The organism is Lysinibacillus sp. JK80, assembly GCF_027557635.1.
GTDB lineage: Bacteria > Bacillota > Bacilli > Bacillales_A > Planococcaceae > Lysinibacillus > Lysinibacillus capsici.
The window spans coordinates 2,546,160-2,567,856 of record NZ_CP058997.1 but is presented as its reverse complement, the minus strand read 5'-3'; the positions used below and the strand labels follow the sequence as shown (position 1 = coordinate 2,567,856).

The 21,697-nt window shown below is 37.5% G+C and carries 17 protein-coding genes and 1 pseudogene; 15 read left to right on the top strand and 3 right to left on the bottom strand.

Translation table 11 applies throughout. The annotated features are described in order from the left end of the window. Positions 1–18 precede the first annotated feature (18 nt). Positions 19–1,188, bottom strand: coding sequence for a pyridoxal phosphate-dependent aminotransferase (locus tag HXV90_RS13085; protein WP_269897377.1), 1,170 nt, complete (start codon positions 1,186–1,188; stop codon positions 19–21). A 96-nt stretch (positions 1,189–1,284) separates the two neighbouring features. On the opposite strand from HXV90_RS13085, the gene HXV90_RS13080 reads away from it, so the two are divergent. Then, positions 1,285–2,079: a carbon-nitrogen family hydrolase gene (locus HXV90_RS13080; protein ID WP_048393380.1), complete on the top strand. Its 795-nt coding sequence runs from the start codon at positions 1,285–1,287 to the stop codon at positions 2,077–2,079. A gap of 52 nt (positions 2,080–2,131) precedes the next feature. Here the strand turns inward: HXV90_RS13080 and HXV90_RS13075 are convergent, their stop codons facing one another. Next, positions 2,132–3,700: a PucR family transcriptional regulator gene (locus tag HXV90_RS13075; protein ID WP_269897376.1), complete on the bottom strand. Its 1,569-nt coding sequence runs from the start codon at positions 3,698–3,700 to the stop codon at positions 2,132–2,134. A 233-nt stretch (positions 3,701–3,933) separates the two neighbouring features. Here HXV90_RS13075 and HXV90_RS13070 point away from each other — a divergent pair, with 233 nt between their 5' ends. From HXV90_RS13070 to HXV90_RS13000, 14 genes and pseudogenes are all read left to right on the top strand, one after another. Next, complete coding sequence (locus HXV90_RS13070) at positions 3,934–5,346, top strand: amino acid permease (protein WP_048393384.1); 1,413 nt, start codon at positions 3,934–3,936, stop codon at positions 5,344–5,346. 24 nt (positions 5,347–5,370) lie between these two features. Then, a complete protein-coding gene (locus tag HXV90_RS13065; protein ID WP_269897375.1) occupies positions 5,371–6,900 on the top strand; it encodes a CoA-acylating methylmalonate-semialdehyde dehydrogenase in 1,530 nt (509 codons plus the stop codon). A 24-nt stretch (positions 6,901–6,924) separates the two neighbouring features. Beyond that, positions 6,925–8,277, top strand: a complete 1,353-nt coding sequence (locus HXV90_RS13060; protein ID WP_269897374.1) for an aspartate aminotransferase family protein — start codon at positions 6,925–6,927, stop codon at positions 8,275–8,277. A gap of 482 nt (positions 8,278–8,759) precedes the next feature. Beyond that, positions 8,760–10,340 (top strand): annotated as a pseudogene (locus tag HXV90_RS23520) (glutathione ABC transporter substrate-binding protein). A gap of 66 nt (positions 10,341–10,406) precedes the next feature. After that, positions 10,407–11,330, top strand: coding sequence for a nickel ABC transporter permease (gene nikB, locus HXV90_RS13045; RefSeq protein ID WP_054549113.1), 924 nt, complete (start codon positions 10,407–10,409; stop codon positions 11,328–11,330). A gap of 13 nt (positions 11,331–11,343) precedes the next feature. After that, the gene (locus HXV90_RS13040; RefSeq protein WP_048393395.1) at positions 11,344–12,240 is read left to right on the top strand and encodes an ABC transporter permease; all 897 of its coding nucleotides are present in this window, start codon (positions 11,344–11,346) and stop codon (positions 12,238–12,240) included. 11 nt (positions 12,241–12,251) lie between these two features. Then, positions 12,252–13,244: an ABC transporter ATP-binding protein gene (locus tag HXV90_RS13035; RefSeq protein WP_054549115.1), complete on the top strand. Its 993-nt coding sequence runs from the start codon at positions 12,252–12,254 to the stop codon at positions 13,242–13,244. Beyond that, positions 13,237–14,202 (top strand): ABC transporter ATP-binding protein, encoded by a 966-nt coding sequence (locus HXV90_RS13030; RefSeq protein WP_048393399.1) that lies wholly within the window; start codon positions 13,237–13,239, stop codon positions 14,200–14,202. Before HXV90_RS13035 ends, HXV90_RS13030 begins: the two co-directional genes overlap by 8 nt. 18 nt (positions 14,203–14,220) lie before the next feature. Further along, positions 14,221–15,099, top strand: coding sequence for a sugar phosphate isomerase/epimerase family protein (locus HXV90_RS13025; protein WP_112117293.1), 879 nt, complete (start codon positions 14,221–14,223; stop codon positions 15,097–15,099). A gap of 13 nt (positions 15,100–15,112) precedes the next feature. Further along, positions 15,113–16,171: a Gfo/Idh/MocA family protein gene (locus tag HXV90_RS13020; RefSeq protein ID WP_048393404.1), complete on the top strand. Its 1,059-nt coding sequence runs from the start codon at positions 15,113–15,115 to the stop codon at positions 16,169–16,171. 1 nt (position 16,172) lies between these two features. Further along, positions 16,173–17,054 carry a sugar phosphate isomerase/epimerase family protein gene (locus HXV90_RS13015; protein ID WP_269897372.1) on the top strand — a complete coding sequence of 294 codons (882 nt, stop codon included), beginning with the start codon at positions 16,173–16,175 and terminating at the stop codon, positions 17,052–17,054. Between the two features lie 14 nt (positions 17,055–17,068). Beyond that, on the top strand, positions 17,069–18,220 hold the full coding sequence (locus HXV90_RS13010) for an ROK family transcriptional regulator (RefSeq protein ID WP_048393408.1): 1,152 nt from the start codon (positions 17,069–17,071) through the stop codon (positions 18,218–18,220). Positions 18,221–18,238: 18 nt separating this feature from the next. Beyond that, the gene (locus tag HXV90_RS13005) at positions 18,239–19,240 is read left to right on the top strand and encodes an asparaginase (RefSeq protein WP_269897371.1); all 1,002 of its coding nucleotides are present in this window, start codon (positions 18,239–18,241) and stop codon (positions 19,238–19,240) included. 12 nt (positions 19,241–19,252) lie between these two features. Continuing rightward, on the top strand, positions 19,253–20,233 hold the full coding sequence (locus HXV90_RS13000) for an N-acetylglucosamine kinase (RefSeq protein ID WP_269897370.1): 981 nt from the start codon (positions 19,253–19,255) through the stop codon (positions 20,231–20,233). Between the two features lie 57 nt (positions 20,234–20,290). Here the strand turns inward: HXV90_RS13000 and HXV90_RS12995 are convergent, their stop codons facing one another. After that, positions 20,291–21,466, bottom strand: a complete 1,176-nt coding sequence (locus HXV90_RS12995; RefSeq protein WP_254660008.1) for an FtsW/RodA/SpoVE family cell cycle protein — start codon at positions 21,464–21,466, stop codon at positions 20,291–20,293. Positions 21,467–21,697 lie beyond the last annotated feature (231 nt).

Genomic DNA, 21,697 nt, shown 5'->3' with positions numbered 1-21,697 from the left:
CTACAGGATATGGCGTCATTATCTTTTAAACAATTGTAATTGCTCGATTCTATGGATTGCTTCACGTAAGCGCTCCTCACTAACCAGCAATCCTACGCGAACATAGCCTTCACCATATTGACCGAAGCCATTACCTGCTGCTACAGCGATATCAGCTTTTTCGAGCAAAAGATCAGCAAACTGTTCACTTGTATAGCCTAATGGTACAGGGAGCCATGCGAAGAAGGAGCCTTTTGGAGCCGTAACATGCCAGCCAATTCTTCGAGCTTCTTCAATGAGTACATTGCGGCGACGCTCATAAGTAGCTCGTAGTTCACATGCACATTGTTGGGAAGCCGTCAGTGCTACTGCTGCGGCTTGTTGAATGGCAGGGAATTGACTACAAAACAGATGATCCTGGATTAGATTAATAGCAGCAATAATCTCGGCATTCCCTACAGCGAAGCCTATACGCCAGCCAGCCATATTATAGGTTTTCGATAATGTATACATTTCAACTCCTACTTCTTTTGCACCCTTTGCTTGAAGGAAGCTAACTGGTTTATTACCGTCAAATCCTATTGCCCCATAAGCAAAATCATGTGATACGATAATATTGTGCTCCTTCGCAAAGCGAACGGTCTCTTCAAAAAACGCAAGTGATGCTGTACCACCTGTAGGGTTGTTCGGGTAATTTAAGTAAAGAAGCTTTGCTTTTTCTTTCACTTCATCAGGTAATGCATGATAATCAGGTAAGAAATCATTTTCAGCAAAAAGGGGCATTACTTCAAAATTGACGTCTCCTAGTACAACACCTGATAGGTAATCTGGATAGCCAGGATCTGGTAAGAGCATCGTGTCACCAGGGTTTAACACAGCTAAAGGTAGCTCAACTAGACCAATTTTTGTTCCACCAAGAATCGCTACCTCTGTATCTGGATTTAGTTCTACCTGATATTCACGTTGATAAAAGTCCGCAGCAGCTTGGCGTAATTCAGCGAGACCTCTAAATGGTGAATATTTGTGGTTTTGAGGATTTTCAGCTGCTTCCTGTAATGCTTGAATGATGTGAATAGGCGTTGGCTGATCGGGATTTCCTTGCCCAAGGTTAATGACATCACGCCCTTCTTCTAGAGCCAAGTTTACTTTTTGAACGAGTGCTGCAAAAAATTGAGTGGGTAGTTGCTGTAGTTTTTTAGAGAATTCCATGCATGATCACCTTTTTCAGAATATAATAATTATTATTGAAGAATATGAAGCAAATAGTATTACTTTTTCTGTTAATTGTCTAGAGGAGGAATAGAGATGAAAATCGGTTGTATTCAATTAAATGTTGGCTTTGGCAAAGTTGAAGAAAATTTTGAACGTGCCGAGGATAAGATTCGTGAAGCTGCAAAAAATGGGGCAGAAATCATAGTGTTACCTGAAATGTGGAATACAGGCTATGCTTTAGAGAAACTGCCTGAGCTAGCAGATATCAATGGTGAGCGGACAAAGGCCTTTTTGGCTAAACTTGCTAAGGAACTTGATGTACATATTGTAGGGGGCTCTGTTTCAACAAAGAAAGGCGATAAATTTTATAATACGATGTATACCTTTGATCGTAATGGAGAACTTGTTGGGGAATATAGCAAGGCACATCTTTTCCGTTTAATGGACGAGCATCTTTACTTGGAAGCAGGGGATGAAATGAATCGTTTTGCTTTAGATGATATTGAAGCTGCTGGTGTCATTTGCTATGATATTCGCTTCCCAGAATGGTTACGTGCACATGCATTACAAGGAGCAAAGGTATTATTTGTACCAGCGCAGTGGCCAACTCCAAGGATTGACCATTGGAAAACGTTGCTACAGGCTCGTGCAATTGAAAATCAATGCTTTGTCATTGCAGTAAATCGTATTTCGAAAAAGGTAGAAAATTTTAATGGGCAGTCTATGATTATTCAGCCTTGGGGAGAAGTATTATGGGTAGGTGCTGAGGATGAGGAAGTAGCAGTGATCGATGTAGACTTTTCTATTGTCGATGAAGTACGTGGAAGAATTCCTGTTTACGATGATCGTAGACCAGGACTGTATCACGATGTAGTTGTGAAAGGGTAATAAAGGGCACGCTTAGGAGGGGAGTTAACCTTTTAAGCGTGCCAACTTTTTTCTAGCTCTTATCCTCGATTAATGAATTGGCTAGTAGCATAAATTCAAGTGTAATGCGGTTATGCCCGTTCATAAAATTTTTACCAAGTAAACTTTCAAGCTTTTTTAAGCGGTGATAGAGTGTTTGACGAACAATAAACAATTGATTCGCTGTTTGCTGTTTAGAGCCATTTGTTTGTAAATACACCTGCAATGTTTCGAGAAGCTTACTATTATATTTTTCATCGTATTCAATAACGGGCTGTAAATAGTCGTAAATCACTTCCTGTAAATCCACCTGCATTTGTAATTTATAGATTAAATGATATAAATGCAGATCATCATAAAAGAACGAGGACGTTTGTACTTTTCGACAAATATATAAGGTTTCCAGTGCAGTTTGATAGCTTTTAGGAATTTTATCCACATCACAAACGACCTTCCCAATAGCTATCTGATAACCTTGTGCCTGCTGCTTTTTATAAAATTCAGTTTTGACCAAAGAGGAAAACATGTTGTTTAACATATCACGAATGGCTTTACTATCTTTTGTATGCAGTAAAATAAAAATAACATAGCTTTTTCTTTCAAATAAAAATGGAATAAAGCCATGTTGCTCAAAGAGATTACGATAATAAAGCTTACTATAGACTACATCCTCCTGTGCCTTTGTCAAGGTATTAGGAGAAGCCAAAATAAAGACAGTGCCACTGGATTGTGTATAGTTAGTATAATGTGTAACGATAAATTTATAGATTTCCTCCTTAGATAGTTTTTGATCAATCCAATCAGCTAAAATCGAAGCATCCTCAATATTCTTTTTTTCCTCAATATAGAACTCTCGCATTAAAAGCTGTGCCAACGCTGTTGCCGTGCGATCTAATATTAATAATTCAAATTCGGAGAAAAGCCCATCTTCTCGATAAATTGATAAATCGGCATAATGTTGATCAAATAGAAAAATAGGCTCATGTTTAAATTGCTGAGACGATGTATTCAATGTTAGGAATTGCTGCCGCTTTTTATGAGCCATATTCGGGAAAAAGACAGGTTCTCTTCCCTTAATGGAAAACATAATTTGTATTTTCAATTCATTAAACATATTTTGTAAAATATCGTCCGTATTTTGTCCCAATACTGCATTTTTGTTCAATGTTTGTGAGTAAGCTTCTAGTGAAGAAATCAATAGATATTGCTGATTGATAATTTGACTATGTAAATCCTGTGTAATACGAACAAAAGGAACTGCTTCATGGAAAACAATAATAGGAAACTGGTGGCGGTTGGCAAGTGTTAAAATCGCTTCAGGTACTGCTTGAATAGAGGTGCCATATTCAATACAAAGTGCTGCACAATTTTTTTGAATGATGGCTTCTATAAAGGATACAAAGTCCTCAATACTATGTTGGAGACTAAGCCCTGTAGTTAATACTAACTCTTCACCAACTAAAAAATTATCAACATGTATGATTTCTAGTACATGTGCCCATTTAACGCTCCTTGTTAATCCCTCATGACCTGCAACTACCTCTGCATTTTGAAAATATTTATTCTGTAAAACGTCTAGTACTTTTAGTTGAAATGGGCTCATTTTTGCCCCTCCTTTTGACATGCGTGTCTGTGGTTGGAATTCAATAATTTCTGCTTGGCGCTAAAAATTTACTCATAAAATCGTTTAAAAATTATTTTAAGAATATTTAGTCTATTTTACATTATGTATAAAACAAAAGTATAGAATTTTACAGTTTGTCTATTACTTCAACGTTATGAAAGATGTAAGATTTTTGTAAGCGATCAAGCAATCTACTAAAAGAGGTGACAGATATGGGGCAACAAACGCATTTACAAAGAGGATTAAAGAAGCGGCATATGACGATGATTGCGATTGCCGGTGTAATCGGTGCTGGACTATTTATGGGGAGTGGCTCGGTCATTAACCTAGCTGGTCCAGGGGCAATTTTATCGTATATATTTGCAGGAATTATCGTTGTATTAGTTATGCGTATGCTAGGTGAGATGGCGGCAGTCAATCCAACGAGTGGATCGTTTGCTCACTATGCACATGAAGCCATTGGTCCGTGGGCAGGTTTTATGATTGGATGGTTGTACTGGTTTTTCTGGGTGATTGCTATTGCTTTAGAGGCAACAGCAGCAGCTGCCATTATTCAATATTGGTACGATGGGATTCCTTTATGGCTTTTAAGTCTGTTATTAACTGTAGCACTTACATTAACAAATGTTCTTTCTGTCAAAGCTTTTGGTGAGTTTGAGTATTGGTTCTCTCTTATTAAGGTTGCAAGTATAGTCGTTTTTCTAGGTCTTGGTGCTTTTATTATCTTTGGTATTGCTCCAAACTTTAATGCTGTTGGTATGACCAATTTAGTTGAACAGGGTGGTTTTTTACCAAATGGTTTTGGCGCTGTTCTAATGGGTGTCGTTATCGTTATTTTTTCATTTATGGGGACAGAAATCGTTGCGATTGCTGCTGGTGAATCGGATGAACCGTTAGCCGCTGTCACAAAAGCTACCAATTCTATTACTTGGCGTATTTTAATTTTCTATGTAGGCTCTATTGCAGTTGTAGTGACGCTATTGCCTTGGCATTCCTCAGATATTTTAACAAGTCCTTATGTAGCGGTACTTGATTATATTGGTATTCCTGCAGCCGCACAAATTATGAATTTTGTTGTTTTAACTGCTGTATTATCATGCCTAAATTCAGCACTATATGCTACATCAAGAATGGTATTTTCTTTAGCGGAAAAAGGAGAAGCACCAAAGGCATTTTTAAAATTAAATAAAAATGGTGCACCTGTTAATGCCATACTTGCCGCAACATTTTTCTCATATATTGCGGTCATTATGAACTATGTGTCGCCAGATAAAGTATTTATGTTTTTATTAAGTTCTTGTAGTGCTATTACGTTGATTCTTTATTTAATCATTGCCTTTTCACAGTTAAGAATGCGACGGAAGATTGAGCAAGAAAATCCAGAGCTATTAAAGGTGAAAATGTGGCTATTTCCATATTTAACATATTTAACAATAGTAGCAACAACAGCATTACTCATTGCGATGTTCTTTATAGAGTCTATGCGCTCACAAATTTTATTTACATGCGTTATTGTGGCCATTGTGATGATTTTCTATATGCTGACTCAAAAGAAAAAGGTGATCAAACAAGCCGATGAATCAAGTTCCCTTTTCACAAAAGACAAGTTTGATTTTGAACAATAAGACGAAAAAAAGGAGTGGTCAATTATGACAGTTCAACAAGAAATGAAAACGCTAACACATTTTATCAAAGGAGAAGAGGTAGCAGGTACAAGTAACAGATTCTCTGAAGTATATAATCCGTCAACAGGTGAGGTTATTGCAAGAGTACCCCTTGCTTCAAGAGCCGAGGTAAAGCATGCTATTCAGTTAGCTAAGGAAGCCTTTCCAGCATGGAAAAAAACATCAATTGGGAAGCGGGTAGAAGTGCTACATCGTTTCCGTCAGCTGTTAGTAGAAAGACAGGAAGAACTTATCAATGTGATTTGCCAAGAGAGTGGAAAAACTAAGGAAGATGCGAAAGGTGAAATTGTTCGTGGTATTGAATCTGTGGATATGGCGATCAGTGCCCCACAAATGCTAAAAGGAGAGTATTCCGTCAATGTAGGTGGAAATATTAATGCTTTTTCTGCCAAATCGCCTCTTGGTGTAGTAGCAACCATTGCACCATTTAATTTCCCTGTTATGGTACCACTGGCTATTACAAGTATGGCTGTTGCGGTAGGAAATGCAGTTATTCTAAAGCCATCTGAACGTGTACCTATTTCAGCATTATATTTGAGCCAATTATGGAAAGAGGCAGGTCTACCAGACGGTATTTGGACAGTGGTTAATGGAGATAAAGAGGCAGTCGATGAACTATTAGAAAATAAAGAGATTCAAGCAATTTCATTTGTTGGCTCAACGCCTGTTGCTGAATATATCTATCAAACTGGGACAAAGCACAATAAACGAGTCGCTGCATTTGGTGGTGGAAAGAACTTTATGATTGTTATGCCTGATGCCAATTTAGAACAGACAGCAAATGCCTTTTTAGGAGCAGCATATGGCGCAGCATCTCAGCGTTGCATGGCTATTTCTGGTGCACTCGTTGTAGGGAAGGATACGGAGCAACGATTTACGGAAATATTGAAAAATAAAATTTCCGAACTAAAGGTAGGGCCTTTTACAGAGCAAGACGTCGATTTTGGTCCTGTTATCACTAAACAATCAAAGGAAACGATTATACGTTATATCGATGGGGCAGTCAGTGAAGGAGCGAATCTTGTCATCGACGGAAGAAATCCAAAAGTATGTGAATCGTCAAATGGTTTTTATCTTGGTCCTACATTACTTAATCATGTCACACCAGAAATGACGATCTTCAAAGAGGAGGTCTTTGGTCCAGCACGTATTGTAGTAGGGGTTGATTCACTACAAGAGGCTATTGATTTAATAAATGATCATGAGCTTGGCAATGGTGTCACAATGTTTACAAGCAGTGGTGCGGCAGCGCGTAAATTCCAAGAAGAAATAGAGGTGGGTATGGTAGGGGTAAATGTGCCAATCCCAATCCCAGTTGGCTATCATAACTTTGGTGGGTGGAAACGCTCTAAGTTTGGTGAAGGGCATATGTTTGGTCCAGATCAGGCGAGGTTCTTTACAAAGGCAAAAACGATTTCTGAACGTTGGCCCGATGAGACAGAGGATACAGCAAGCTCCTTTGCGTTCCCAAGTAATAACGATGCGAAAAACTAAAATAATAATGAGGGGTGTTTGGCGATGACGCAGATCAATCTTAAAAGTGATGTATTAGCAAAGGATGAGCAATATGTATGGCATTCGATGAAACCCTATAATCCACAAGCCACGTATGTAGTAGAGAAATCTGATGGTGCAAGAATTACTGATACAGATGGTGTGGAATATATTGATGCGATGGCTGGGCTATGGTGTGTCAATGTTGGCTATGGTCGTAAAGAATTAGCGGATGCAGCCCATGAACAAATGATGAAAAATGCTTATGCACCTTTATCTCAGGGACATTTACCAGCCGTGGAACTAGCCGAAAAACTTAATGAAATGCTTGGTGGAGATTATGTTATTTTCTTCTCTAACAGTGGTTCAGAAGCGAATGAAACAGCTTTTAAAATAGCTCGACAATACCATCAGCAAAAAGGACAAAGCTCGCGCTATAAAATCGTCTCTCGCTACCGTGCTTATCATGGGAATTCCTTCGGTGCATTAGCGGCAACAGGGCAGGCGGAGCGTAAATATAAATATGAGCCTCTATCACCTGGCTTTATCCATGTTGCACCACCTGATCAATATCGTGAGCATGAAAGTGAGACTATTGCGCCATTAGATTTAGCGAGTGTAAGGGCCGTAGACAAAACGATGACATGGGAGCTGAGCGATACAATTGCAGCAATGATCTTAGAGCCTATTATTACAGGTGGGGGTGTCATTATGCCTCCAGAAAACTATTTAAAAGGTATTGAAGAAGTATGCAAAAAACACGGCGCTTTAATGATTGTGGATGAGGTTATTTGTGGCTTTGGTCGTACAGGGAAGCCATTTGGATTTATGAATTATGGTGTAAAGCCTGATATTATTACAATGGCCAAAGGAATTACAAGTGCCTATTTACCATTATCAGCTACAGCGGTAAAGCGTGAAATATATGAGGCGTTTACTGGATCAGATGCATACGGCTATTTCCGCCATGTAAATACATTCGGTGGCTCACCGGTGGCATGTGCAGTCGCATTAAAAAATATTGAGATTCTTGAGCAAGAGGCTTTATTTGACCGTTCCAAGGAAATTGGTGCAGCAACACTAAAAACACTGCAACAAGAATTACAGCCTCACCCAAATGTAGGAGATGTACGAGGCAAAGGCTTATTGATTGGAATTGAATTAGTGGTAGATAAAGTTTCGAAAGAACCTTTACCTGTGGAGAAAGTGAATGCTGTCATTGCAGCATGTAAAGGGCAAGGGGTCATCATTGGGAAAAATGGAGCTACTGTAGCAGGGTTTAATAATGTCTTAACGTTATCACCACCACTTAATATTGCACAAGAAGATCTTGACCGCATACTAAATGTGGTTGTGAATAGTATAAATACGCTATAGCAACTATTCATGTAGGTTCTAAAAGCCATGTAATAAGGGCTTTTAGAACTTTTATTATTGGCCTTTGAGGCAACAAAAATTCTAGGGATAATTATTATAGTTCTATAAAAATAATTATAAAATTCTGAAATTTATTTAAAAAATAGTGGAAATAATAGATTTCATAGTTTATAGTTGTTAAAAAATAATTAATTTTCTGATAATAAAAATGTCCTGAGAGGGAATATTTTTTTAATCATTTATTTTCAGCAGTGGAATAAATACACCTTGTATTTTGAACTATACTTTCTGATTAAAAGCAATTGTGATAGTTGAGGGAGCAATTTTTCCTGAATTGAATTGTCTAATCGTAAGAAAATATAGTTTATTTTTTGCCTACTTATTTTCATCAGTGGAGAAAATAAATGTTTTTTGGTAATTATATTTCTTAATTTAAGTTTTAAGAAATATTCTTATAGATTTTTACAAAGGGAGTAGATGAGATGAATTATGTTAAAAATTGGTTTTTGTAATTCTATGTACGTTGCTTTTAGCAGCATGCGCAGAGAAAGACAATTCTAACGCATCAAATACTGGGGACAAGTCTACTACAGATTCAGGTACAGCTAGTTCAAAAAATGAACTTGTTATCGCTGTAAATGAAAACTTTATTTCAATGGATCCACATAACACAGGGGATACGAATTCGAGTTCTGTACAGGAGACAATGCTAGAAGGATTGTTAGGCTTTAATGCAGATGGTCAAATTATTAAGGTTCTAGCAGATGACTATTCAATTAGTGAAGACGCGCTAGTCTATACATTCAAACTTAAAGAAGGAGTTACTTTTCATGACGGGGAGCAGTTTAATGCTGAAGCTGTAAAGGTCAACATTGAACGAATCATGAATGATGAAAGCTTACGTTTATATTCTCGTGGTTTTAGCTTAATCAGCGCTGTTGAAATCCTAGGCGACTATGAAATTAAAGTTACTTTAAAAGAACCATATGGACCAATGATTACACGTTTCGGAGTTGCCAAAATGATTAGTCCAAAAATGATTAAAGAAAATTCAGCAGACATACCTAAAAAACCTGTTGGTACAGGACCATATAAATTTGTTGAATGGGTACAAGGAGACCATTTAACAATTGAAAACTTTGATGGCTATTGGGATGGTGGAGAACGTGTTGCTAAAATCACCTATAAACCAGTGCCAGAAAACGGCTCGCGCGTAGCGATGCTAAAGCGGGCGATGCTCAGGTTATCTATCCAGTGCCAGCACAAAATATTGATGAGCTTTCTAATAGTAAAGATGTAGAGGTAAATAAGGTTCCTTCTACAATTGCCCATTACGTTTCATTAAATACCTATAAAAACCTTTGGATGATATTAAAGTTCGACAAGCCTTTAACTACGCCGTGGACAAGGATGCTTATTTAAAAGTGGTGAATGCAGGGCTTGGTTTACCATTAGACTCTATTATTCCTTCCAAAACCGTTTATTATAAGCAGCAAAAAATGTATGAACACAATATTGAAAAGGCAAAAGAATTATTGGCTGAGGCAGGCTATCCAGATGGTTTCGATATTGAAATCTGGGGGAACACGAACTCGGATACGATGAAGGGTATGCAGTTTATTCAACAACAGTTAGGTCAAATCGGTGTAAAAGTAGAAATTAAATCGATGGAAGAAGGAACTTTATCAGACGAAATCTATGGTGCACAAACACCAGATGATGCGAAATTACAAATGTGGTATGTGAGTTGGTCAGCGTATGCTTCGGATATAACGAATGCAACAAAGCCTCTTTTCCATAGCGTATCATTCCCACCGAATGGTGCAAATACAGCTTACTATCATAACACGGAGGCAGATCAATTAATGGATGAAGCTAACTCCATTTCAGATGTAGATCGCCAAGCTGAATTATATGAAAAATTACAGGAAATCGTTTATCAAGATACACCTTGGATTTTCTTAGGGGTAGATGAAGTTGTATATGGTGTACGTTCAAATGTGAGCGGTGTGCTAGTAAACCCTACAGGTGGGCTTGATGTGAAGAATGCCAAAGTGGAGTAATGAACAGTAAAAGGAATTGATGCTCGTCAATTCCTTTTCCATAAAAATAGAAAGGAGGAAGGCCACATGTGGAAGTATATAGCAAGAAGAACTGTTGAAATGATACCGATATTAATTGTCATTTCTATATTAACATTCTTATTTATTCATTTCATACCAGGTGACCCTGCAAGATTAGTAGCTGGTAAGGATGCCACGCTAGAAGATGTTGAAAATGTACGCCATGAGTTAGGTTTAGATAAACCCATTCTTAAACAATACATGGATTATATGAAAAATCTTGTGACGGGTGAGCTTGGAACATCTTTAACAACAGGACTACCTGTCATAGATATGTTTAAAACAAGGTTTATGCCTTCTCTTCATCTTACTTTCCTTTCCATGTTTTGGGCTACATTAATGGGTTTGGTGATTGGTGTTCTTTCTGCCATCAATAAAAACAAATGGCCTGATTATTTTGGTATGGTAACGGCTGTTTCTGGCATCTCAATTCCAGGATTTTGGTTGGGCTTATTATTAATTCAATTATTTTCAGTGCAGCTAGGGCTATTTCCGACAGGTGGATTAGATGGCTTTTCTAGTTATATTTTGCCCTCCTTGACTTTAGGGGCTGGCATTATGTCAATGATTGCGCGATTTACTCGTTCTTCCATGCTTGAAACGTTACAAGCAGATTTTATAAGAACAGGGAGAGCAAAAGGATTGAAAGAACACTCCGTTATTGTGACCCATGCTTTAAGAAATTCCTTGATTTCTGTGGTAACAGTAGCAGGTCTGCAATTCGGATTTCTCTTAGGAGGATCGGTGGTAGTGGAGACAGTCTTTAGTTTTCCAGGGATGGGACGACTTTTAATTGATTCGATTGCCTTTCGAGATTATCCCGTCATTCAGTCTGCACTGCTGTTATTTGCATTTGAATTTATTTTAGTCAATTTAATCGTTGATGTGCTTTATACCGTGTTAAATCCAAAAATCCAATTAAATTCTTAAGGGAGGGAACAAAATGACTTCACCAACTACTGTGCAAAATAGCCAAGTGCAAAATACACAAAGAAAATACTCTCCTCTTAAAGAATTTTGGAAGTCTTTTAAAAAACAAAAGGCTGCTTTGGTAGCAAGTATCTTTATAGGATTGTTAATTGTAATCGCTATTATTGGCCCTTATATCGCACCTTACGATCCTTTTGAACCGAATTATAATGCTTTATTAGAGGGACCAAGTGCAAGTCATTTGGCAGGAACGGACGAGTATGGTCGAGATATTTTTAGTCGTTTAATAGTAGGCGCAAAAATATCCTTAATGGTGAGTTTCAGTGCCGTATTTTTAGGCTTAATACTAGGAACTATTTTAGGTTTAATTAGCGGTTACTTCGGTGGGTGGGTTGACAAAATCATCATGCGTAGCTGTGATGTGTTGTTTTCATTCCCTGATTTATTATTAGCGATTGCCATTGTAGCCTTATTGGGCCCTGGTATTAATAATGTCATCATTGCTGTGATGATCTTTAGTGTGCCATCTTTTGCTCGTTTAGTCAGAGGTGCTACATTGAATGCGAAGGAGAATGTCTATGTAGAAGCAGCACAATCTATGGGAGCATCGCATGTTAGAGTGCTGTGGAAACATATTTTCCCTGAAACAATTAGTGAGTTAATCATTTTTGTCACAATGCGTATAGGGACAGCCATTTTAGCAGCTTCTGGTTTAAGTTTTTTAGGCTTAGGTGCAAGCCCTGAAATGCCTGAGTGGGGAGTAATGCTAAGTAGTGGGCGCGACTATTTAGGGACATCTTCGCATGTAGTCATCATGCCAGGTATTGCCATATTTTTAACCGTACTAGCATTTAACTTAATAGGTGATGGATTACGAGATGTGTTAGATCCAAAAATAAAAAATAATTAAGGAGAATGCCTATGCCAGAACATGTATTGCGAGTAATTGACTTAGAAACGTCCTTTACGCGTGATAATAAGGAAATCAAAATTTTAAGAGGTGTCAATTTTTCCATCCGTAAAGGAGAGATAGTAGGCTTAGTGGGAGAATCGGGCAGTGGAAAAAGCTTAACATCGTTATCCATCATGCAATTATTTCACGGTACTACAGGCAAAATCGTCAATGGCTCTATACATTTTAATGGACATGACTTGACGAAAATGTCCGAATCAGAAATTCGGAAGATTCGTGGCAAGCAAATGGCCATGATTTTTCAAGAGCCCATGACTTCTTTAAATCCTGTCTTAAAAATAGGCAAGCAGTTAATGGAAGCAATTGAGATGCATTTGAAGCTGCCGAAAAACGAAAGTAAGCATCATGCAATCCAAATGTTAAAAAGCGTGGGCATAGGAAGAGCCGAGGAAATCATTTATGAATATCCACATCAGCTCTCAGGAGGAATGCGCCAACGGGTAATGATTGCAATGGCTATGGCCTGCCACCCTAATTTACTTATTGCCGACGAACCAACCACTGCGCTTGATGTCACGATACAAGCTCAAATTTTAGAGCTAATGAAAAAGCTAAAGGAAGAAAATGAGACAGCTATTTTATTAATTACACATGATTTAGGTGTTGTGGCAGAAATGTGCGATAGGGTAGTGGTCATGTATGCAGGGCAGGTTGTAGAGGAAGCAGATGTCTTTGAATTATTTGCTAGCCCCAAGCATCCCTATACAAAAGGTTTAATTGCATCTGTACCGAAAATTGGTGATAACAAAGAAGTATTAGATTCTATCAATGGTCAAGTACCATCCCCACAAAATATGCCGAATGGTTGTAAATTTGCTCCACGTTGTAATCAAGCGATGTCTATATGCCATCAGGAGAGTCCACCGACAGTAAAAATTTCAGCTACACGCCAATGTAGCTGCTGGCTATATGTGAAAAAGGATGTGGAAGTAAATGCCTAACAGTATATTAAAAGTGGAGAATTTAAAAAAGAGCTTTCAAATAGCCGGAGGGTTATTTCAAAAAAAGCAATATGTTAACGCAGTTATAGATGTCTCCTTTGAAATAGAAGAAGGTACGACATTTAGTTTAGTTGGGGAAAGTGGTTGTGGGAAATCTACTACGGGCAGATTAATTACTAGATTAATAGCACCAACGAATGGAAGTATCGTTGTGGATGGGAAAGAAGTAGCTACTGCAAAGCCATCTGAATTAAGGCACTTAAGGCAAACTGTTCAAATGATTTTTCAAGACCCATATGCCTCATTGAATCCAAGAATGAAGGTCAAGGAGCTTGTTGGAGAGCCTTTAGAAATTCATACAAAACTTTCGAAAGTAGAGCGTGAAAAACTAGTGCTTGAAATGCTGGAAGTCGTTGGATTAAATGCTGAACATGCTGATCGCTATGCACATGAGTTCAGTGGTGGACAAAGACAGCGTTTGGGTATTGCCCGTGCTTTAATAACAAAGCCAAAATTAATTATTGCTGATGAGCCTGTGTCTGCGTTGGATGTATCTATACAATCACAAATATTGAATCTATTAAAGCAATTGCAGCAAGAATATAAAATATCTTATCTCTTTATTTCTCACGATTTAAGTGTTGTAGAACATATTAGCCATTATATTGGGGTTATGTATTTAGGATCCATTGTAGAAATTGGGCGTAAAGAAACCATATTTAATGAACCAAAGCATCCCTATACACAAGCGCTCATTGCTTCCGTACCGATTGCAGACCCAACATTACGAAAAAAGAAGATCGTTTTAACTGGTGATATTCCAAATCCTAAAAATCCGCCGAGTGGTTGTACCTTCCACACAAGGTGCCCCTTTGCATCAGATATATGTAAGCAAGCTATACCAGAAATGAGGAAAATTAACGAAGAGCAAAGTGTTGCATGTCACTTTGTTAACTAATGGAGAGGATGTTTATAAATGAAAATAGGGTTAAGCACATACAGCATGGTTAAAAAAATGAGACAGGGAGAGATGGATGTTCTAGATGTTTTACAATGGGTAGCAGACAACGGTGGTCAGCATGTAGAATTAGTGCCCTATGAATTTACGGTTGTAGATAACTATGAACTTGCAACTGAAATTAAAGATAAAGCAGCAGAGCTAGGATTAGAGTTATCCGCCTATTCGTTACCTGCTAACTTTATTCAGGATACGGAGGAAGCTTTTTTAGAAGAAGTTGAACGTTTAAAGAAACATATTGATGTAGTACATCACATGGGTATTCACATTATGCGCCATGACGTTACTCTCTTTACCTTACCAAAGGAGCAAACATCCATTCATTATTACAACGAGCATTTTGAAGAAATGGTTAGAGGCTGTCAGTTAATTGCAGATTACGCGAAACAATTTAATATTACGACAACGATTGAAAATCATGGCTTTAATGTTCAAACAAGTGATCGTGTACAACAATTAATTCATGCGGTAAACAGAGACAACTTTAAAACAACTTTAGATATCGGTAATTTTTTATGTATTGATGAAGAGCCTCTCATTGGTGTTATGAAAAACATTCCTTATGCTGCTACAGTGCATTTCAAAGATTTTTATATTCGTCCTTATTATGAAAATCCAGGTGAGGGCGAGTGGTTCCGTACAGTTCATAACAACTACATCAGAGGTGCTATTGTCGGGCATGGTGATATAAATATTCGAGAAATTATTAAACTCGTAAAAGGCAGTGGATATGATGGCTATCTTACTATTGAGTTTGAAGGGATGGAAGATTGCCAAGTTGGTTCAAAAATAGGGATGGATAATGTACGTCGTTTATGGAATGAATGCAAGCTCTAAAGGAGGAAAGCACATGGACAAATTAAAAGTTTGTGTAATTGGCACAGGTTCTATTTCAGATTTTCACTTAGGTTCCTATACGAATAATCCATACGTTGAATTATATGGCGTGTATGATGCTTCCATTGAACGAGGCAAAGCAAAAGCAGCCCAATTTGGAGCAACACATGTTTTTTCTTCAAAAGAAGAGCTATTCGCAGATAAAAATGTGGATGCTGTCAGTATTTGTACATGGAATAATACGCATGCAGAATTGGCGATTTTTGCTTTGGAAAATGACTTACATGTTCTAATAGAAAAGCCGCTATCTATGACTTATGCAGAGGCTCTAAATATCCAAAAGGTTGCAGAAAAGCATCAGAAAGTATTTCAAGTGGGCTATGTAAGACGATTTGCAACAAATACCAAAGTACTGAAAAGCTTCATCGACGATAACAAATTGGGCGATATTTATTATGCCAAAGCTTCCTGCCTAAGAAGATTAGGGAATCCAGGAGGCTGGTTTGCCGAAATTGATAAGTCTGGCGGTGGACCTTTAATTGATCTAGGGGTACATGTAATTGATATATGCTGGTACTTAATGGGTAGACCAAAGGTGAAACGTATAACAGGTCATACTTACAATCAATTAGGAAATCGAAATCATATAGAAAATTTATCCTTCTACAAGGCTGCAGACTATGATGCAACGAAAAACACAGTAGAAGACTTAGCAAATGCCCTCATTACATTTGAGAATGGAGCATCGCTAATGGTAGACGTTTCCTATACACTACATGCTTTAAAAGATGAAATAAGTATTAAGCTATATGGCACGAATGGTGGAGCAGAGCTAGAGCCTGAATTAAAAATTGTAAGTGAAGAGCATAATACGATTTTAAATATTCATCCTCAAATTAACGATCTAACTTTTGATTTTGCAACTGCCTTTCAAAATGAAATTAATTCATTTGTTGATTGTTGCCTTCATCATTATGATTCAGTTGCACCTGTGGAGGATGGGGTAGAAATTATGAAAATCTTAGAAGGTATTTATATTTCTGCAACTGAAGGAAAGGAGGTTGTTTATTAAAATGGTGAAATTGGATAATAAAATCGGTGTGATAGTAGACAGCTTTCGTTTACCTATTCGTGAAGGTTTGTTAAAGGCGAAAGAAGTTGGGGCACAGGGGGTACAAATGTATGCCGTTTCAGGTGAGTTGGACCCCGATAACCTAAATGCTGAACAAAGAGCAGAATTGAAGGCGTATATTTTAGGGTTAGGTCTAGAAATCTCCGCCTTATGTGGAGATTTAGGAGGACATGGCTTCCAAGATAAAGCAGAAAATGCTTGGAAAATAAAGAAATCGAAAGAAATACTGCAATTAGCCAAGGACCTAGGAACATCCATTGTTACAACCCATATCGGTATTATTCCTGAAGATGAAAATGACCCAATCTATCAAACAATGCTGGAAGCTTGTGAAGAATTAGGACAATATGCTACATCATTAGATGCTTATTTTGCGATTGAAACAGGGCCAGAAACGAGTAAAACATTAAAAGAGTTTTTAGATAAGCTATCAACGAACGGTGTATCGGTTAATTTTGATCCAGCCAATATGGTGATGGTAACAAAAGATGATCCTGTAGCTGGAGTCAAACTATTAAAGAAATATATTGTACATACACATGTAAAGGATGGTATTCAACTGCAGTTAACGAATCCTAAAGATGTGTACGGGTACTTAGGATACGATTCTGGAACATCTCATGATAAAATAGAAGAAATGGTGGAAAATGGAGAGTTTTTCAGAGAACTTCCATTAGGTCATGGAGATGTCAATTTCGAGCTTTATTTTTCAGCTTTACAAGAAATCGGATACAATGGCTATTTAACTATTGAACGAGAAGTGAGATCAAATCCCGAAAAAGACATCAAAGAAGCTGTACAATTCATAGAAAAGTTTAAATAGGGGTTGAATCTAATTTGAAAAAGCAAGATCAAGTACAAATGCGAAGACAAAATAAATATATTGTGCTTGACGCAATAAGGCAGATGGCGCCAATTTCAAGAATTCAATTATCAAAATATACAAAAATGAGCCCTACGACCATTACTCGTATTGTGCAGGAGCTAGAAGCGGAAGGCTTTATTCTTGAAGGGGTATCGGAAGAAACAGCCATTGGTAGACGTCCTACGTTAATTCATATGCGAGAAGATGCTTTATATACGATTGGGATAGAAATTGACTGCTTTACTATTCGAATAGGTATACTAGATTTCTTAGGGAAGCTTATTGCCTTTCAGGAAGTCAAATGTAGCATCAAGCATCAATACGAAGAAGCTATATATCTACTTAAACGATCTATAGAAAATATCATGACAGAATATCAGATTGCTCAGGATAAATTACTAGGCATTGGGATAGGAATTCCAGGAGTAATCAATAACGAGGAAGGAATTATCGTTTCCTCTGAGCAATTGAAGTGGGAAAACTGCCATATAAGAGAAGATTTAAATGGTGTTTTTGGTTGTGAAGTCATCGTAGATAATGAATTAAAAATGCAAATCATTGCTGAAATTGGTGATATCTATACGCCACTGTATTCAAATTGTATTTTAGTGGGAATTGGAACGGGAATAGGAGCATCCATATTATTAAATGGAGAAGTGTATCGTGGCATTCAAAATAAAGCTGGAGAAATAAGTCATATAACGATTAATCCCTTTGGTGAAATGTGTCACTGTGGTAAAAGAGGATGCTTATCGATGTATGTTTCTGAAGTTACGCTTTTAAAAAGAACGCCTAAAAATCTTAATATTCAATCAATAGAAGAGATTTTGCAGTGTGTTGATCAAGGTGAGCAATGGGCGATCGATATTCAACAAGATGTAGCTACTTTTCTAGCTATAGCCATCAATAATCTAGTTTGTTTATACGAACCAGAGGCTGTCATCGTCAGTGGAGAAATTATTGAGCACAATGTGACATTTCAAAAACTACTTAGTGAAAAGTGTAAACAGTATATATGGAAGGAATTACAACCCTACTTTGATTTGCAGTTTTCCAATCAATTAAAAGAAGGGGTTGTTAAAGGAGCGGCATTACAAGCACAAAAGCAGTTGCTGTCTGTTTAAAGAAAGGTTGGTTGATTCGTGGCTTACTCAGAATTTTTAAAGGAGTATCGTTCAGGATTAATGGAAAATGTGCATTATGGACAAATGAGTGCTGTGAATCTAACGAAGGAAGAATTCGTCTCTGTAGGTCAAGACTATGAGCCTGTGTATTTTCGTTCTGCAGCAAAACCATTTCAAGCCATTCCCATTTTTATGACTGATTTTATAGGAAAATACGGGATTACTTCAAATGAAAGTGCATTATTTCTGGCTTCGCAAAGAGGCGAAATTTATCATCAAGAGGCATTAGTCTCTTTGCTGGAAAAACTCCCTATTAATGAAAATGATTTAATTTGTGCAGCATCCTATCCATTAAATGAGGAACCTAAAACACAGTATATTCAACAGGGATTTGAAAAGAGGAAACTCTTTCATAATTGCGCGGGCAAGCATTTAGGATTTTTAACTGCATGTTTAGCAAATGGCTATGATGTCAAGCAATATTGTCATCCAGAACATCCACTGCAACAGATGATAAAAAAATATATTGCTTATTTAAGTGAATATGAAATAGAGAGAATTCGTACAGGGATTGATGGCTGTGGTGCGCCTGTCTTTGCGATTCCGCTAAAAAACATGGCCATTGCCTATTTAAAGTTAGCACGACCAGAATTGATTGATGATGAACTAATTCGTGAAGCAGTAATAAAACTTACAGCAGTAATGAATCAAGAGAGTCATATCATTGCAGCGCAAAACTTTATTTGTACAGCATTATTAAAGGACCCTAATATTGTGGCGAAGGGCGGAGCACAGGGTGTATACTGTTTTGCTCTAAGAAATGAAGGAGTAAGTTTTGCCTTGAAAATTATGAATGGCTCCGAAAGTCCGTGGCCCAATGTAATTGCTTCTGTATTGGAACAAATGCAGTATACAAATCAAGAAACAATTGAGCGTATTAAAGCATTGTCTCCTGCATTTGTGCGTAATGATGCAGGGGTAGAGGTAGGAGAAATTGTATCTACAATTAAAATTGTATAGAGGTGAAGGCACTTGCATGTTTTGGCAATAGATGGCGGTGGAACGAAAACGATTGCAACAATCTCAACATGTCATGGGCAAATTATGGCGCTAGCAGAAACAGGCAAAAGTAATCCCACATCCATGAGCTTCGAGCATTTTACAGAGACGATAACAGAATTAATAAATAATTTAAAAAGACAACAGCCTCACGAATTTCAACACATTACAAAGTGCCATGCTGGCCTGTCTGGTGTAACAGAAAATAATAATGAGAAAATTACCTATGCATTATTAACCTCGCTTTTACCGAAAGACTGTCAACTATCACTATCGAATGATGGAATGAACGCGCTGTATGCGGGAACCTTGGGGCAGCCAGGCATTGTACAAATTTCTGGTACGGGTGCGATTACACTCAGTATAGATGCATCTGGAAGAATTGAGCGTACAGCAGGATGGGGTTATATTTTTGATGATGAGGGCAGTGGCTATGATATTGGCATTCGCACATTAAAAGCGGTATTTAAAGCATTCGACAAAAGAGGTCCTGAAACGCTTCTAACAGCAGCGGTATTAGAATATTTTCGATTACAATCCGTTCCGCAGATAATTGAAGTGGTATATGGCGAAGGACATCCGCGGGATACCATATCACCTTTAAGTAAGGTTGCAATTGAATGCGCTAAACGTGGTGATGGAGAAGCCAATACAATTATTGATCAAGTGTGCCATGTTTTTTATCAAAGTATAGACGCTTGTTACAAAAAAAACCCGTTTGCACATAAGCAAGTCAAAGTAGTGCTAGCTGGTGGCGTTTTTAATGAATTGGAGCTATTTACTAAAAAATTAATCGCTATTGATAAAAAGAATAGTAATCAATATGACTTCGTGGGTGCTTATAGCTTACCGGTAGGTGGTGCCGCTTTAGCTGCTTTAAGATTACCATATAATGAGGCAAAGCTATTTATCGATCAATATAATGCAAGTATGAATAAGTTTTTAACGAATTAATCCCCCCTTAACTTAGCAAGTAGAGAATAGCATATACATGTCTCTACTTGCATTTTGTCAGTCTCCTACTTTAAACATATACCCCTTATATGAATTATGAATGATCATGACGATTCCGATAAGCATAAAATTGGATAATAACGAACTTCCGCCATAGCTTAAAAAGGGTAGGGTGACACCTGTGACAGGTAAAAGCCCAATGGTCATGCCGATATTTTGAGTAATTTGAAAGGCTAGTAAGCTTGAAATACCTGCCCCCATTAAAGTCATAAAGGGGTCTCGCGCTACTACCGTAATAACGACAATACGATAGATAACAAAAAAAAGTAGCGCGATTACAAATGCTCCTCCAATAAAACCTAGCTCTTCTGCAATAGCAGAGAATATAAAATCGGTATGTTTTTCTGGTACATAGACATTGTTATGTAGATAGCCCTTGCCCACAAATTCTCCTGACCCGATAGCCATAAAGCCTTGGCGTACTTGAAAAGAAGAATCTGTATATTCATAAGGCTGAAGCCATCCATAAATTCTAGAAATCTGATGTCCTGATAGAGCACCTAAAACCTTCTCTGTAAAAAATTCATTAAATCTGACATAGAGCACTACCAGCGTACTGATGATAACTAGAGGAACAGCCGTAAATACGACAAGAAGCTTTCTATGAATACCTGAAAAGAAAATCATCGGTAAAATCATTGCCATATATAACATGACCATACCTGTATCGGGTTGTCTATAAACGAGTAGCGTAGGAGGAAGGACAATTAGCCCGATTTTTATAAGTAACCAAAAATCTGCTAGATAGGAGGGGCGGACATTTTTCTCTTGATGAGCAATAATGACCTTACTCACAACTATTAAAAAAGCAAACTTTAAAAATTCCGAGGGTTGGAGAGAACCTAAAAACGGGATTTGATACCATGATTTTGCCTGATTGATCGTTCGAGCAATGCTTTCAGGAGCAACAATAAGACCAGCCGTTAAAGCAACTATTAGGAAGTAAAATGGCCATCCAATCTTCTTCAACTGTTCAATATCAAGCAAGGATATTCCAAGCATGATGGTTAATCCGATGACATAAAATAAAAACTGTTTGATAATAAAGGAGCTTGAATACTGTTCAAAATTTACACTACTAGAATGGACAAAAAGGCAACTAATAGCGCCGAGTAAAAGAAGACTTATTACTAAACTCCAATCTAACTTCTTGAATTGCGTCAAATGTAACACCTCCATTCTCTAGTATGAACGCTTACAATGTATGGAAGGTTGCGAATGTTTTTCTAAAAATAGTATGAATAAGAAGCAATAATCTGGCTAATTTAGCGAGTTAAATTACCTAAATAAAACTAAATGATGGGTATAAATTCTTAATATTTCGATTAAAATTTACAAAAATATAACACTGGCTTTATATCTCTATACTATCATTATTGGTAAGAGTTGGAGGAGGAGCCAAGG